The organism is Pusillimonas caeni (assembly GCF_003545815.1).
Taxonomy (GTDB): domain Bacteria; phylum Pseudomonadota; class Gammaproteobacteria; order Burkholderiales; family Burkholderiaceae_B; genus Pusillimonas; species Pusillimonas caeni.
The window spans coordinates 303,903-317,456 of record NZ_PDUW01000003.1 but is presented as its reverse complement, the minus strand read 5'-3'; the positions used below and the strand labels follow the sequence as shown (position 1 = coordinate 317,456).

The window sequence follows — 13,554 nt, the reverse complement described above, 5'->3', positions numbered from 1 at the left end:
ATGTCGCGCCTTGCACTGGGCATACAGGAAAGCTAGGTCAATATAAGCCTCGGCAAGCGCATCCCAGTCATGAGAAGCAAACGCCGGAATATCAGGGCACGGCGCGGACAGATTGGCCGGCAGTTCTGGCGCGCTCGATGCCGTCCTGTATTGTGCGCAGCCGCCCATCGTCAATACGACAGTCAGCAGGCAAAGGAGCCTCGACAGCCTTGGTTCGGTATTCGGTAATAACTTGCGGCTTGGCACTTTCCAGCTCCTCAATGTAATCCTGCAGGATTGCGATGCTGTCATTGACCCGCTTGATATCAGCCTTGTATTGCTCGGCGGCGGCCAACTGGGCGGCCGTTTCGGTGTCCTTTACGCCCTGGGCATACTGGTAGCGGCCATAACCCCAGATGGCAGCCACCAGCAAAGCCAGCCCGGCGGCGCCCAATAAGTACTTGTTGACCAGCAGATTGATCATTCCAGCCTCAAATTCTTCACCGGCTTCACTTCGGTGATCTTGATATTGGCCTGAGCCGCGTTCTTCGCGGCGCCCTGGGCAGTTGTGGCGGCCGTGCGCGCCGTGGTGGCCGCTGTCTTGGCTGTCTGGGAGGCCTCTTCGGCCACAGTCAATAGCCGCCCCACCGCATCGGAAATTTGATCCATTTCCTGGGCCAGGGCCTCGAGGCGCAGCCGGTTCACGCCGCGCTCCAGCTTCAGATCGTCCTCGAGCCGAGATATTTGCCGCTCATAGGCTTTTTGCTGGCGGCTCAGGTAAGAGTCGTAGTGCCACGACGAATAGCCCATCGCCAAGAGCGCGCCCGACAGAAAGATGCCGGCGACGGCGAAAATGAATTTGTATCGGCCCGCCATGCAGCGCAGGCGAATTAAGGTTTCACGCATTGCGCTCTCCCGCCATAACATTGATCTGGTTCGTCAGGGCCTCGATTTTCGAGTTGGCGACCTCGAGCTGGTAGGCCATGACGGTGAGTTGGGATTTCACTTCGGCCAATTCCTTGAAGAGCGCATCGGCCCGGTCCTCAGCATCGTCGGCCCGCTTGAGCGCGCGATCACGCTCAACCATCACCTGGGCCAGCAAGCCAGACTCGGTCCGCCCTTGGACCACCTGTGTATCCACCGACTGTTTCATCAGTGGCCACAGCAGTCGAATGGCGAAGAAGCCCACAGGCACGCCAATGACGTACATCCATGTTGGTATTCCTTCCAGTGCTTCCGGCATCTTCACCCCAGTTCCTTGATTGCTAGTTCGTATCGACGTTGGCGGTCTGCCATGCCGTTGTATCCGCCGTTCACCCGCCGCGTGACCGCTCGAAAGTCGCCGGTATCGGCCAGTTCATTCAATCCATTGCTCGCCCACCACCAGGCGGCAGAGCGGGCCGCGTGCTCTGGCTCTTCCAGGCGCTGAGGATGGCTTAGGAAATCCACTCCAAGACCCTTCGAAACGTCCGAGTGATTGGATCTGCCTGTGATCTGTATCAACCCTCGCCCTCGATACCGGGATCCGTCGCCGGGCCGGGTATTGCCCAGATCGGCCCTGCCCTCGTAACGCTGCTGCGCTGGCGTCGGCCCCCAAATCTCCCGGGCGTGCACGAAATCGCCTGATTCGTGCCCGATGGTGGCCAGAAACATCGCGGCTCGATACGGCGAGACGATGGCGAACTCGAACATGGCGCGCTCGACGGGGTCGTACCATCGGTCCGCCAAGGCCGTACTGAGCCCGGTGGCCGCTCGGAATTGGTCTTTGGTCATGGGTATGGACGTAAAAAAGCCCGCGGAGTGCGGGCAGAAACTTTTGGGCTGGAACGAGGAAAGGGGTAATAGCCTAAGGAATTACTATCGGAGCACTTTAAGAAGAGGCTATTGAACTACGGAGCGCCCATGATTGAGGATGCGTCCGCCAGACTGTATGAACAATTCCCCTAGCACCGTCGCCCCATACACATTCAAATGGTGCTCGTCAAAGTGGGTGGGTTTACCCGCAAAGGTGCTCATGTGTTCAAAACCTGCTAACGCAGGCGACAAATCTACCCAATGAGCATTCGGAATCCGCTCTACAAGCTGCTTCACGAGAGCATTAGCTCGAGCATACTCATTCGACGACTGGCGCTCCACACTCAAGCCCAACTCCGCAAAGTGCAATTGCCGAAGCGGATGCACCGGCAGCCGGGGCGGGTCGGAAAATACGTACACAGGGACTTTCTGAGCCATCTTCCGCAATGTCAATTCAAGCTTTGACAAGTAGTCACCGTCCGCGCGCGCTTCGAGCATACCCAACTGAAATGCCCATAGCGAAGCAATGAATACAGCCTCGTAGTCCCCATAGCTTTTAGCCACCAAGTCCTTGAGATCATTGCAAGGTTTATGTGCCCAGCTTCGCAACACAGTTTCATCGAAGTCGAACACAGGCGAACAAGAACTTCCTGTAAGCACATTAGCGGACCACCCTTCGTACCTGCCGACCACATCGATAAAAGAATTAAGCATCGCCGCATGTGAATCACCCGTCATCAGGACCGTCGGCGATTTGGATCTATCGCCACGTACACACTGCTTATCAAAACGACCATGGCACACATCAGTACCGTAATTCCTCAACTCCATGTCGAGTGTCGCTATCGGCCGCACCTGTTGAAGACCATATGTCGCCGCTATGATCAGAAGCGCTGGCGTCAAGAAAGCACCGAAGAACGCACTTCGGAAGCTCAGTGATGCCGCCTTTGTTTTGCGCTCGATATACCAATAAGACAAAAATGCCAATAAGAAAGTGAGGACAATAGCCTGAAGGACCCAGTGCCAAGGCAAAGCATAGCTGCCATATACGTAACGCATATAAGCGAGTATCGGCCAATGCCATAGGTATAACGAATACGACAGTAGCCCAATGAACGCCATCGCAGGCATCCCAAGCGCCTTGTGCAACAATGTCAGGCCGCCGCGTTCCTGCCCGGAGTAGATTAGGAATGCAGCTCCCAGGCAAGGGTATAGTGCATTAAGGCCTGGGAACAACGAGTCCTTGCTTAGCGTCGCCATCCCGAGGAAAATTAAAATCCCACCGGCATAGGCGAGCGCACGGAGCGCCACACGGTTTCGATATAGAGGAATCAGCGCTACGAACGACCCGATCATGAGCTCGCCGAAACGCGTCTGAAGAACAAAATACAACCCTGCGGCTCCAGGGTTTGCTATTAGCGCCGTCTGAGCATAGGCGAAGCCCATTACGATGAGAGCGAGCGTCAAGACAAGCGTTGCAGGTTGACTAAGGCGTCTCCTTTGCCTGAATATAAAGTGCCCAACCGCATAGAGCAGCAGCAGCAACAACGGCCAGATGAAATAGTATTGCTCTTCAATCGATAGCGACCAGACGTGCAGCATCGGCTTTTCATCAGCCGAAATATCGAAGTAGCCCTTATCCCTCGAAAAATAGATGTTCGCCGCAAACAATGCGGCGTGGCGCACCGACGATAAAAGCGCATGAAAGTCTTTTGGCAGTAGCAATACTGCGCCCACCAACATAGTGACCACAGTCACTGTGTAGAAGACCGGTAAAATCCGCCTTATCCGCCTAACATAGAACCAGCGCAATGAAAATTTCCCGCGCTCTATTTCTCTACCGATGATACGGGTAATCAAAAACCCCGATATCACGAAAAAGATGTCGACGCCCGTGTATCCGCCAGGAACCCATGAGAAGTCGATGTGAAATAGCAGCACCGACAGGACAGCGACTGTACGCAGTCCGTCTATGTCTGCTCTGTATTCTCGTGTCCGACCTGCGCTCATGGAAGTTGTGTATAGCGATGAAATCTGCGCAGTGTAACAAAGCCCAGGCGGCAGAAATCGATCAAGTCGCCGGCAGTTCGAGAGCAGGCAGTTCCATAATCAATTCCTTGTCGGTTGGTATAGGACGACGGCCCGCCTGCACTTCTCCCAGAATCTCGTAACACTTGGCCCACACCAAGGACCGCCACGCCCTGAACGCTCGACCTTCTGCTTGAAACTTAGGAACGGCAGACTCGTCAGCGTAAGTACACGCTGTTCTAATGTCATCGTAGCGGTAGGCGCGCGCCGCCTCGTCCATGTGCTGTTGCACCACTGCAACTTTGAGATCGGCGACTTCCTCGTCACCCAAGGGTGGCGGATCGACCAGTTCTGGTAATCCGCGTTGCCCAATGGCAATCAACTTTCCGGAAGCCTGCCCGGCCAAAAGAGACGCATGAAGTTCCTTGGATATCTGAAGAGCATCAGCGGGAATCTGCTCCACTGTGTGGATATTGCTATCAAAGAAGCCGCGTTCACTTTCTGAAAAGTAAATCATATTTATCACCACCCAATTGCCATCCATTCGCTGTTAGTAGTAGTGCTTCCCTGCACGCGATACCAAGTGACGTCAAACGTACTATTGGTCCTGCCACTATAAGCAAGCACAGTTTTGTTGCTCTCATTCGATGCATCGATACAGAAAACTCGATATGAGCCCTTCGGAAAAGAGATAGGTAAAGTGGTAGTCAGTCGACCGCTAACGCTCGGTCCTATAGCCGCCGATCCGAGTTGCAGGATCATGCCGCCGGGAAACTTCTGATAGCCGTTGAAATTGTCGAGCTGATTTGATCCTTTGAACGCATCTGCCAGCTTCTTTGGGGTCAGCGCTCGCTCGTCGTCCGTTAAGCCCTGCGCTTCGCTCATAGTCGCTAACTCGATGATTCCCCGAACTGACTCAGTAGCATTAGGCGTATATCCGTCCAGGATCTTTTTCAGGCCTTCCATATCCGCGGCGCTGAGAGTGACGCCCTTCTCGGTCGCGGCAGCCTGGATCTGAGCAAAGAGCCAGTTCGCTTTCTCATCCACAACCTGATGCACCCGATTGAACTGCTCAACGGATGGCGGCACAGAGCCGATCGTCGCCCATCCCTGTTTGTATTGGGTATCGTCCCAATTATAGACAGAGCCATCCTGGGCCCATTTGTAAGAGAAGCCAGTGAAAAAATCGACAGCGGCCATGTTTAGGCTCCATAAAGCAAAATAGCCACGCGAAGGTGGCTGTTTAATAACTCAGTTGGTGGGGTCAGACGCCTTGGGCCATTACGCCCTCTCCGAACCCGAAAAGGCCCTGGCTAAGGAATCCAAAAGGCTTCTCGTCGGTATTCGCTAGCAGGTCAACGCCCACGCCGGCCAGTGCCGGGACCCAGCGCGCCGGATTGATCATTAAGGCCGGATTGGTATCGGGTGTCGTGTTGAACCACACGCCGATCTTGGCGTTACCCATGTCGCGCACACGCACGACCGAGGCGTCGAAGATGGCTTTCACTGACGCCGCGATCTCTGGCGCCGTCCCGTGCCCATTGTTCAGCCCAATCTTCCAGTACAAAATTTTTCTGTACTCGGTGTCGAGTAGCCGGGTAGATCCTGCCACTGCTGGTTCGTACTGCCGACGCAATCGTGCCTTGCCGAAAGCCATAATGTCCGGCTGGCCATCAAAGCCGAAGAACTGAACGTATAGCGCATCGTCTATCTCGCGGGACTGACCGACAATCTCGCCGATCCCGTCGAGCTGCTTGCCCACGGCCGTATCCAGCCAGCGCTCGTCGTAGAGCGCCTTGAGCTGCTTATGGCCGAGCGGGGCGTACAGAGCCTTGACGACGGCCTCCAGCCGCGGCGAGTTGCCGTACTGGGCCAGGAAGTTGCCCCAGGCAATATCGGCATGGTTCTGGTCAAGATCCATTATGTCACCTCGATGCGACTGGCATCAAACAGGGCCTTCTCAACGCCGTCGATGGTGATGTTCTGAGCGGCGTAGTCACCGGGGTCCGGCACGTAGTCCGGATCCGTCGAGTAGGCGAAGGAAAGCTCCACATCTGCAATGCCCGGCGTCTCGTAGATGGCGCAGAAGAAGCGTTGTATCCGGACGTCCTGGCCAATGACATGAGCCTGGCCAGTCGCCAAGATAGCCGCGGCGATCTGCTCGAAGCCGTCCGACGGGAAAGCCTGCTCTTCGGGAGGCAGCAGGGTAACTATCGCCCGGGCCCACACGTATACCGCCGTGGGCCTGTCAAACTGCACGATCTGCTGGCCTTCCGGCGTGTTCAGTGTCTTGACGGCGTCCCCGTTGGTGTCGATTCCTCCGCCCTTGTATTTGTATATGGCCGCGGCTATGTCATCGTCAATACCGCCGTCGACAATGACGTGGATGCTGTGCGGCTTGCGGCCGTCAGCGTCGACTTCGTCGGTCTTGTTGTCGAACACCCTGATATCGACGATGCCCGGCACATCGTTTAGCAGGTTGGGCCCGATGCTGGGCAGCGTGCCGGCGCCGAAGCGAAATACGCCCAGGCGATACCGCGCGCGTAGCTGCGCGTCGGTTTCTTGCAGGCGTCCTACGGCGCCCGGCTGCAAGTTGGACACCCGCGTCCAGCCTGCGGTCAGCGTGACAATGCTGTTCAGGTCGCCGGGCTCTGCCACTTCCGGAATAGGGTCGATGGTCTGGACCAGGACGGCCGAGCCGATCTCCGAGAACGATAGATTCGACGTCAGCGTGACAGCCACCGCAAGCGCGGCCGTGGACACCAAGCGCAAGGCTGCGCCATCGCTGCTCACCTGCAGGCCGCTGGTAGCCAGCGCCGCCATAAGGCCGGCCAGTATCTCGCCTATGGTCGCGGCCGCGCTGCTGGTGTAGCTGTATGGCTGCGCGTCTACCGTTATGGTGTAGGTGGCCCCGTTCTGCACAGCGGGCACGATGCGCACGTCGGCCGCCGCGGCAGCGCTGATCGTGACAGCCGCCGCAGTTTCCCAGATATTCTGTGTGGAACGGTGCCGGATTTGCGCGCCGGCGGGCACCACCGTGCTTTGTAGGCCATAAGCGACAACGTAAGCGCGCGAACGCTCCGCCTGCAGCCGCTTGACTCCGGAAAATGAGACCGAGCGGTCAAGAGAAGCGCCCACGGCCGAGCCCGGGTACATCGCGTAATAAACGCCCTCGCCCATTTCCCACAGCGCCGCCTCGCGGTCGGCGAAGGTGTCGATGACCACGCCCATGACGGAGTCGGGACGCGTCTCGATGTCGTCGGGCAGAGCTTTGGCGCGCAGGTTGGCTCGCATCGCCTCGATGATCTCTACCCGGATTTCGGGCAGGCGCGGGCGAACGAAGCCTGCGGGGGTGACTCCATAGTCGGCCATCGGTGTCAATCCTATCTGGTGACAGAGACCGTGACCGGCCCCTCATTGGTTTGAATGTCGTCGAGCGTAATGCGGCCCTGGCGAGCCTGTGCGTCGATCTCGACCTGCACATTGGGCACAGCCATCACACCCGGCACGTCACGCACCTTGGCGCGCACGACGTTCTCGATCTCGGCTCGATTGGGCGACTTCACCATGATCTTCTCGAGGTATGGCACACCCCATGTATTGTCGAGAAACCATTCACCCAGGAAGGTCAGCAGTGTGACCTTGATCTGCTGGCGGACACGCTGCAGTCCATCGATCAGCACGACGTCGTTGCCCTTGGACAGAGCTAGATCATGGTTCCGGTCAAGTTTCAGGTCTACGCTCATGTGTTCGGCCCACCGCTATTTCCGCTGCCAGGCTGTACGCCGTTATGCGTGTGGCCTACTAGGCTGACACCGTTTGCAATAACATCGCCCGTAATGGACGCGGTATGCTCGCCGCCGCTTCCGATCATGCCTTCCGTGTAAGTCAGCAGCCCATTGACGGTGGTGGGCGCGTTGATAGTGAGGCTCGGCGCGGTGATCGTCATGTCGCCACTGGGTGCAATCTTCAGCGTGCCGGCGCCGTATTGCACCGTGACGTTGTCCGGATCGGCCGACATGCCGGGGCGCATAACCGGCGACGCGAAGCAGTCCGTCAAATCGAACTGCCGGGGATCGTCTGGAGCCTGGTCCGATCCCGACAGCCAATTTTCCAAGCTACGCTGGGAAAAATTGAGCTTGACCGGATCACCGGGCTTGAGCGGTACCGTTACCAGCGCGCGGCCGCCGTCCGCGATCGGCCAGCACACCGGCACGCGGACAATCTGCGGTGCGGCCAAAATCTCTCCGTTCGCCAACTGCTTGGGCAAGGCCGACTGCACCGTGGCGGTAGTCCCATCGTAGGCAATGATGACGCCCGGCAAACAGATGTTCATCTCGGCCAGCGCGGCGGCAATGAGATCGTTCATTTTTGCTTCCTTGGTGGCGCATTGCGATCCACGAGCTCAAGCTCGGTCTGCCAATCTCCCGGACCGCCCCAGTCACCGTTATGGCGCAACGACTCCACGCGAAACCAATCCTCGACCGTCCGGCTTTCCAGTTTGACCAGGTCGCCCGGGTTCAGCGTGGGCAGCAGCAGCGAGGTCGCCCGCCAGCCGTCCACCTGCTGGCGCGCTGACACGATGTTTTTGTTGTCGCCGGTTCGTTTGTCCTGCACTTTGGCTTTCTCCCGAGCGCCTTGACGGGTCCGCTCTGGATGACCGATAAGGCCGGATTCGGCCGACAGCACGAAGCCTTGGCGCTTGGTAACGCCGCGGCGAGGGATAATCTGCAGGTCCCCGTTCTGTATGCTCCACTCCAGTCCCGTGCCCTGCACGACCTTGTGCAGCGCCATGCGCGCCGCGCCGTAGTAGCTGAAGCCGTTCTGCCAGGTTCGATCGGGTACGTCGTCAGCCATGAGCAGCCGAAGGCCCATTTGTTTGGCGATCTCAGCCACGATGGCCCGGGCTTTGACGCCCGGCCCATAGCCCAGCGTCACAACGGTGTCGCGGATTTCGGCGTAGCCGTCGAGCACGTCAAGCTCGGTGATCACATCGGGCCCATCGAAGTACGTCCACCCCTGCAGGACTGTGCCGTAGGCCATCAGAAGGGGCCCATCCTCTTCGGCGTAGCCGGCGTACAGCACGGCGACGTTGTCGGGCTCGACGATGGCGTCCCGAGTCTCCTTCTTCAGGTTCCAGACTCGAATCTTGATTTCGTTGGGCTCTTCCTTCGTGTTCTTCTCAATGTCGAACGTCATGCGCAGCGGCGGCAGGATCTCGACGCCCTTCTCACCTGGCGGCCCCACGAGTAGCCGGTAATCACGATTGAAGCGCGGCAACTTCGGCCTCCGTCAGGTAATACAGCGTGGCGGACTGCGTCAAGAGCGTGTCACGGCCAATCTGTAGATTGTCGTCTTGGGCGTAGACGACGAACTCGCCGCGCGGCACTGCAAGGTGGCGGAACTGGTCGAGCAGTGGCGTGTTGGGAACCAGGACAACGCCCTGAAGCACCGCCTCCGAACGAGCGTCTTGTATGGCCATCGTCCATAGCTGGGCCTCGCTGTTCCAGTCAAATCGCAGGAAGTAGGTAGTGTCGTCCAGACTGGCTTCGATAATGAAGCTGTTCTGGTCGATGAAAGGGATGGGAATCATGTCGCTACCACCTCGCTGCCAAACTGCGTTCGACTCTCATTCGGGCCGATCTTTCCGCTGAACATTTCGTCGAGCGTGCTTTGGTTGGTCTGCGGCACGCTAGAGCTGTCCACCTTGCCGCCTTTGGCTGCCGTCTGCCCAGCCTTGCCGTTGGTGCCCTGGCCTTTCTGGCCCGATACTTTCTCGGGCGGGATGTCCGCCTGCTTTAGTTGAGCCTTCTCGATCTTCTGAAACTCGCAGTCAAGAGTGAGTTTTTCGCCTTCATTGGTCCGCGACATTTTCGCGTTGGACATGGCGTAATCGGCGTACACATCCATGCCGGTCACGATGGTGACTGGCAAACGTTGCTCATGGATCTGGCGCAAGGCCTCCTTCGTGGCGATGAGCTTGGAGCGACCGCCGGCCCCAAACATGGTGATGCCGGCCGCCGTGACCACTCCAGACACCGCCAAGCGTTCCGGCTCGCGTGTGATGTGGTCGCTGATGACCGTTCCATCTTCGACCGGGTACTGGCTGATGTTCGCCGCCAGCTCGGTGTCTTCGATCAGCAATGCGTCGAGCGGGACGCTTCCGATCATCGATTGGGCGCCGCCAAGGCCGAAAAGGAGAGAAAGGAATGCCATTTCGAGCGTCCATTAAAAAACCGCCCGAAGGCGGCCATACCGATTTGTTGAAATCCATCACGTTACAAGAAAGTAGATGAGCCCCGCGATCAAGAAGCTCGCGCCGATCTTTCCGACCCACTCGTTGACCACGTCTTGCCGCTCTTTGCTCTTGGCCACAGCGGCCGCCCTCTTCTCCCGACGCTCTTCGACGGTTAAGTCTTGAACATCAAACAGAGCTGCTCGGATGATGTTCATTTCGTCAGGGCTGAAGGTCGCCAAGATCCTGCGGCCATCAAAGAATCGAATGGATGCCGTCACTTCCTTCCTGGCCCCACGTCCGACTATTGCCCCTACAACTGCGCCGGCACCGCCAAACAACAACCCGCCAGCCGCAGCGGTACCCAAGCCACCGCTTGTTTGGCTGTCTTGTGCCTCCACGTCAATGCTTTCGATATCAGCAAAGAGAACAGAGTCTTTGGAAAACAAGCCTTCGAACACGAACTTCTTGCTTTTGACGTGTGCTGTTTTGCGCTTAAAGTCGCCCGCCAGAATCTTCATCATGGCCCCCAAATGTAAATTTTCGCTACATTCTAAGCCATAGCCTCCACATTGGGCACCCTCCAGCCAGTACGAACGGCCGCTTCTGTACGGCGACCGACTTCGTTTCCAGCCGCCCGAGCGAGCGCCGCTGGGTTGCTCGAGGGTGCCGTGATGGTGATGTCCTGGTTGATCGTCGAGTCTCCGCTTCGGAAGCTTTGTGGAGTGCCCATCCCACGTCTGGCCCGCTCGTTCAGGGGTCCCAGGATGCTGTCTTTCAAGCCGTCCGCCCATTCGGCGCCGACACTGCCGCCAGTAATGTTCCGCATTGCCCATTTGATCCAGTCCGGAACCATGTCCTCTAGTTTCTGCTTCAGGCGGTCAAAGGTCACCCCGAACGCAGATTCGATCTTGCCGGCGATTTTGTCCGAATTATCATAGATCCACTTCAGCGCGAGCACCGCCGCGACCCAGAAAGCAAGGAACCTGCCCAAGGGCGTGGCGGCGATCAGGTGCAACTCTTTGGCGATGAGCGGCAAAGCCAACGCGCCTACCCACCACAGCAGTCGGCGAATCGGCGACAAGACCACCCATAGGGCGTAAGCAGCCAGCGTGATTGCGCCCCACTTTTTCAGCCAAGCGGTCAGTTCATCGTTGGAGCCGCCGAGCATGTCTTTGATGTAGGTCAGAAACTCTTTCACGCCATCAATGGTGCCCTGCCACTGGCTGTACTCGCCAAACCAACGGCCGAACAGGGAGCTACCACCCTGAGACCAGACCAATAGATCCTCGCCAATCAGATAGAGGCCGCCCAGCAGTGCCGCCATGCGCAGCAGAGGGGCCAGAGCGGCCAAGGTTGCCAACCGAAATGCCCCTGCTGCCTGGGTAAGCTTGGTCAGGCCCCACGTCAGGCCGGCGAAGCCCAAGACTTTGACGATGGTTCGCATCTCGTCGGCGATGAGCTTGGCGACCGAATAGAAGCGCTCGCTGGCGCGCGAGCCCTTGTTGAACTCATGGACAATCCGGCCCCATGAGTTTCGGATCAACGTCCAGCCCCGACCCCAGGTCTTCGGCATGCGCTCGAATTCTTCATTCAGGCTTTCCGCCTGTTTGAGCAGGCCTGCCGCCAGCTCCTTGCTGGTGAGCTTACCTTCCGAGCCGAGCTTACGTAATTGTCCGACCGATACGCCGAACGCATCGGCAATGCTCTGAGCCAGCCGCGGTGCCTGCTCGAGAATGGAATTCAGCTCATCGCCGCGCAACACACCGGAGCCCAAGGCCTGGCCGAGCTGCACCAGGGCCGCCTGCTGACTCGACGACGAGCCGCCGCCGATGGCCATGAGCTTGCCAACGATATCGGTCAACTGCAAGGACTGGTCGACCTGAAGCTCGAGTTCCTTTCGGTTGCGTTGAATAGCCGTGAACAGATCGCCCGTAGCCAGATAGTCCTGGCCATTGTCCTGGGCCAGGCCGTATAGGCGCTCAAGCGACCGACGCTGATCGTTGATACTGTCCGTGGCTAGCCCTACCCGGGCCTCGACGCCCGCCCACTCGTCGGCGAGGCGCACCGTGCCAATGGAGGCGAGGGCCGCGACGGCGGTTCGAACGTAGCCGCTAATCTTTGAATAACCCGCGTTGAGTTCACGGACATTCCGCACCGCACGACGCTGGCCGGCCACAAAGCGACCTTGAGTGTTCCGCAAGCGACCGTATGCGTCAACGGTTCCTCTCGTGGCGGCATTCAGCCTTCTCTGCTCCCGAATTCCCTGAATGATCCGTCCAGGGACCAGGCCATAAGCGGCAAGCGCTTCCCGAGTCCCCTCGCGCCATCCCTGCATCGCGGCCCGGCCTACGCCAGACACTTGCCGGCCCACGTTTTGCGCTTGCTGGGCATAGGTGCGCAGACCCGAGTTTTCCACCTGGTAGCGCAGTAGCGTCACCAGTTCGCGAACAATGGTCATGTCTTTGCCTTGTATGCGGCCTCTTCAGCCGCCGCCTGGGCGTCCAGAAGGTGATTCAGTTTGATGAGGTCGACCAGCAACACCTCTCGGCGCCGGATTTCGCCGACAGAAGCCTTGCCGGCCAACACCGGGCGCCAGATGACGAACTCAGCCTCTATTTCCGGCCGATAGCGTCCGACAGGCCGGCTTGCAGTTGGTTCAGGCCCAGACCAGTACGGCTGAGCCATCGCGCCAAAGGGCCGGCGAAGTTCACCTTGATGACATGGAACAGCAGCTCCAGCACGTCGGTAAACTCGCGAAACGCCATCGCCTTCGCGGCAGCGTCCAGCGGCAGGTCGGCGCCGTTGATCTCGACAGTGATGCTGTCCTTGGTCAGCAGGCGGTCCGCCCAGCGCGTGAGCTGCTTGCCGTCCAGCTTCTCGGATAGCTTCTGGATGGCGCGCGCCATGGCGGCCTCATCACCGGCCTTGTCGCCCTCTTCCTTGGCAACGGCGGCAATGAGATCGCCGACGGCTGGCAGAATGTCCTTCTGCAGGTCCCCGAAGACGGCCAACGCCTCGAAGGCATCCATGGGTGTGATGAAAAACACGGTCTCATTGACCGTGACTTCGACGGGCTTGACCATCAGTCGTTACCTCCATTGGTAAACTGACCAACGGCTTCGATAGGCCATTCCTTGGCCTCTAGGCCCTTGGCAAAGGTCGCCGTAGCCTTCTTGACGATCCATCCGGTACCAGCGAACAGCGTCCCACCGCGCAAGTCAGTAATGGTGATCGGGAATGCGCCGTTGCCGCCTGATAGCCGGTCGGCATCCGCAAGGCTGGACAGGACGTCATTGGAGCGGCTCGTCTGCTGGAGCGTGGTGTTGATCGTGTGCCGAGGATCCAGGCTCATGGAACGCGCAACGTCGCCGTAGGCGCCCGCCTCGCTTGTCACGCCGTCACCCAACGGCTCGATGGTCACGAATGTACCGTCGGCGGTGCCCGTAATGGTATGGGCGCCGACAATGATTTTCACGCGGTCAGCGGAGTAGGTCTTGATATCACCTGCCATTTCG

Annotated in this window: 18 protein-coding genes; all 18 read right to left on the bottom strand. The window is 58.5% G+C overall.

The window, feature by feature from the left end; genetic code table 11:
* Positions 1-91: 91 nt before the first annotated feature.
* Positions 92-463 carry a hypothetical protein gene (locus tag CSC67_RS08785; RefSeq protein ID WP_118994140.1) on the bottom strand — a complete coding sequence of 124 codons (372 nt, stop codon included), beginning with the start codon at positions 461-463 and terminating at the stop codon, positions 92-94.
* Positions 460-885: an alanine-zipper protein gene (locus CSC67_RS08780; protein WP_135227452.1), complete on the bottom strand. Its 426-nt coding sequence runs from the start codon at positions 883-885 to the stop codon at positions 460-462. Before CSC67_RS08780 ends, CSC67_RS08785 begins: the two co-directional genes overlap by 4 nt.
* Positions 878-1,222: a hypothetical protein gene (locus tag CSC67_RS08775; RefSeq protein ID WP_118994138.1), complete on the bottom strand. Its 345-nt coding sequence runs from the start codon at positions 1,220-1,222 to the stop codon at positions 878-880. The genes CSC67_RS08780 and CSC67_RS08775 overlap by 8 nt, the downstream gene beginning before the upstream one ends.
* A gap of 2 nt (positions 1,223-1,224) precedes the next feature.
* Complete coding sequence (locus CSC67_RS08770) at positions 1,225-1,671, bottom strand: glycoside hydrolase family 19 protein (RefSeq protein ID WP_245220180.1); 447 nt, start codon at positions 1,669-1,671, stop codon at positions 1,225-1,227.
* A gap of 189 nt (positions 1,672-1,860) precedes the next feature.
* Complete coding sequence (locus CSC67_RS08765) at positions 1,861-3,783, bottom strand: acyltransferase family protein (RefSeq protein ID WP_118994136.1); 1,923 nt, start codon at positions 3,781-3,783, stop codon at positions 1,861-1,863.
* Positions 3,784-3,844: 61 nt separating this feature from the next.
* Positions 3,845-4,318, bottom strand: a complete 474-nt coding sequence (locus tag CSC67_RS08760) for a hypothetical protein (RefSeq protein ID WP_135227451.1) — start codon at positions 4,316-4,318, stop codon at positions 3,845-3,847.
* Positions 4,319-4,323: 5 nt separating this feature from the next.
* Positions 4,324-5,001 carry a gp53-like domain-containing protein gene (locus tag CSC67_RS08755; protein ID WP_118994134.1) on the bottom strand — a complete coding sequence of 226 codons (678 nt, stop codon included), beginning with the start codon at positions 4,999-5,001 and terminating at the stop codon, positions 4,324-4,326.
* Positions 5,002-5,065: 64 nt separating this feature from the next.
* Positions 5,066-5,722: a baseplate wedge 1 family protein gene (locus CSC67_RS08750; protein ID WP_118994133.1), complete on the bottom strand. Its 657-nt coding sequence runs from the start codon at positions 5,720-5,722 to the stop codon at positions 5,066-5,068.
* The gene (locus tag CSC67_RS08745) at positions 5,722-7,173 is read right to left on the bottom strand and encodes a baseplate J/gp47 family protein (protein WP_118994132.1); all 1,452 of its coding nucleotides are present in this window, start codon (positions 7,171-7,173) and stop codon (positions 5,722-5,724) included. The genes CSC67_RS08750 and CSC67_RS08745 overlap by 1 nt, the downstream gene beginning before the upstream one ends.
* 11 nt (positions 7,174-7,184) lie before the next feature.
* Positions 7,185-7,547 carry a contractile injection system sheath initiator gene (locus CSC67_RS08740; protein ID WP_118994131.1) on the bottom strand — a complete coding sequence of 121 codons (363 nt, stop codon included), beginning with the start codon at positions 7,545-7,547 and terminating at the stop codon, positions 7,185-7,187.
* Positions 7,544-8,170, bottom strand: coding sequence for a Gp138 family membrane-puncturing spike protein (locus CSC67_RS08735; protein WP_118994130.1), 627 nt, complete (start codon positions 8,168-8,170; stop codon positions 7,544-7,546). Before CSC67_RS08735 ends, CSC67_RS08740 begins: the two co-directional genes overlap by 4 nt.
* Positions 8,167-9,081, bottom strand: coding sequence for a phage protein (locus tag CSC67_RS08730; protein ID WP_118994129.1), 915 nt, complete (start codon positions 9,079-9,081; stop codon positions 8,167-8,169). Before CSC67_RS08730 ends, CSC67_RS08735 begins: the two co-directional genes overlap by 4 nt.
* Positions 9,062-9,394, bottom strand: coding sequence for a phage baseplate plug family protein (locus CSC67_RS08725; protein WP_118994128.1), 333 nt, complete (start codon positions 9,392-9,394; stop codon positions 9,062-9,064). Before CSC67_RS08725 ends, CSC67_RS08730 begins: the two co-directional genes overlap by 20 nt.
* Positions 9,391-10,017, bottom strand: a complete 627-nt coding sequence (locus CSC67_RS08720; RefSeq protein ID WP_118994127.1) for a phage baseplate protein — start codon at positions 10,015-10,017, stop codon at positions 9,391-9,393. The genes CSC67_RS08725 and CSC67_RS08720 overlap by 4 nt, the downstream gene beginning before the upstream one ends.
* A gap of 57 nt (positions 10,018-10,074) precedes the next feature.
* On the bottom strand, positions 10,075-10,560 hold the full coding sequence (locus CSC67_RS08715) for a hypothetical protein (protein WP_118994126.1): 486 nt from the start codon (positions 10,558-10,560) through the stop codon (positions 10,075-10,077).
* Positions 10,561-10,589: 29 nt separating this feature from the next.
* Positions 10,590-12,497, bottom strand: coding sequence for a tape measure protein (locus CSC67_RS08710; RefSeq protein WP_118994125.1), 1,908 nt, complete (start codon positions 12,495-12,497; stop codon positions 10,590-10,592).
* Between the two features lie 154 nt (positions 12,498-12,651).
* Positions 12,652-13,122 (bottom strand): phage tail assembly chaperone, encoded by a 471-nt coding sequence (locus tag CSC67_RS08705; RefSeq protein WP_118994124.1) that lies wholly within the window; start codon positions 13,120-13,122, stop codon positions 12,652-12,654.
* The gene (locus CSC67_RS08700; RefSeq protein WP_118994123.1) at positions 13,122-13,550 is read right to left on the bottom strand and encodes a phage structural protein; all 429 of its coding nucleotides are present in this window, start codon (positions 13,548-13,550) and stop codon (positions 13,122-13,124) included. Before CSC67_RS08700 ends, CSC67_RS08705 begins: the two co-directional genes overlap by 1 nt.
* Positions 13,551-13,554 lie beyond the last annotated feature (4 nt).

What these genes read in the sequence shown, in the direction of transcription:
- CSC67_RS08785 (WP_118994140.1), bottom strand. Translation starts at nt 463, where the DNA reads ATGATCAATCTGCTGGTCAACAAGTACTTATTGGGCGCCGCCGGGCTG.
- CSC67_RS08780 (WP_135227452.1), bottom strand. Translation starts at nt 885, where the DNA reads ATGCGTGAAACCTTAATTCGCCTGCGCTGCATGGCGGGCCGATACAAA.
- CSC67_RS08775 (WP_118994138.1), bottom strand. Translation starts at nt 1,222, where the DNA reads ATGCCGGAAGCACTGGAAGGAATACCAACATGGATGTACGTCATTGGC.
- CSC67_RS08770 (WP_245220180.1), bottom strand. Translation starts at nt 1,671, where the DNA reads ATGTTCGAGTTCGCCATCGTCTCGCCGTATCGAGCCGCGATGTTTCTG.
- CSC67_RS08765 (WP_118994136.1), bottom strand. Translation starts at nt 3,783, where the DNA reads ATGAGCGCAGGTCGGACACGAGAATACAGAGCAGACATAGACGGACTG.
- CSC67_RS08760 (WP_135227451.1), bottom strand. Translation starts at nt 4,318, where the DNA reads ATGATTTACTTTTCAGAAAGTGAACGCGGCTTCTTTGATAGCAATATC.
- CSC67_RS08755 (WP_118994134.1), bottom strand. Translation starts at nt 5,001, where the DNA reads ATGGCCGCTGTCGATTTTTTCACTGGCTTCTCTTACAAATGGGCCCAG.
- CSC67_RS08750 (WP_118994133.1), bottom strand. Translation starts at nt 5,722, where the DNA reads ATGGATCTTGACCAGAACCATGCCGATATTGCCTGGGGCAACTTCCTG.
- CSC67_RS08745 (WP_118994132.1), bottom strand. Translation starts at nt 7,173, where the DNA reads ATGGCCGACTATGGAGTCACCCCCGCAGGCTTCGTTCGCCCGCGCCTG.
- CSC67_RS08740 (WP_118994131.1), bottom strand. Translation starts at nt 7,547, where the DNA reads ATGAGCGTAGACCTGAAACTTGACCGGAACCATGATCTAGCTCTGTCC.
- CSC67_RS08735 (WP_118994130.1), bottom strand. Translation starts at nt 8,170, where the DNA reads ATGAACGATCTCATTGCCGCCGCGCTGGCCGAGATGAACATCTGTTTG.
- CSC67_RS08725 (WP_118994128.1), bottom strand. Translation starts at nt 9,394, where the DNA reads ATGATTCCCATCCCTTTCATCGACCAGAACAGCTTCATTATCGAAGCC.
- CSC67_RS08720 (WP_118994127.1), bottom strand. Translation starts at nt 10,017, where the DNA reads ATGGCATTCCTTTCTCTCCTTTTCGGCCTTGGCGGCGCCCAATCGATG.
- CSC67_RS08715 (WP_118994126.1), bottom strand. Translation starts at nt 10,560, where the DNA reads ATGATGAAGATTCTGGCGGGCGACTTTAAGCGCAAAACAGCACACGTC.
- CSC67_RS08710 (WP_118994125.1), bottom strand. Translation starts at nt 12,497, where the DNA reads ATGACCATTGTTCGCGAACTGGTGACGCTACTGCGCTACCAGGTGGAA.
- CSC67_RS08705 (WP_118994124.1), bottom strand. Translation starts at nt 13,122, where the DNA reads ATGGTCAAGCCCGTCGAAGTCACGGTCAATGAGACCGTGTTTTTCATC.
- CSC67_RS08700 (WP_118994123.1), bottom strand. Translation starts at nt 13,550, where the DNA reads ATGGCAGGTGATATCAAGACCTACTCCGCTGACCGCGTGAAAATCATT.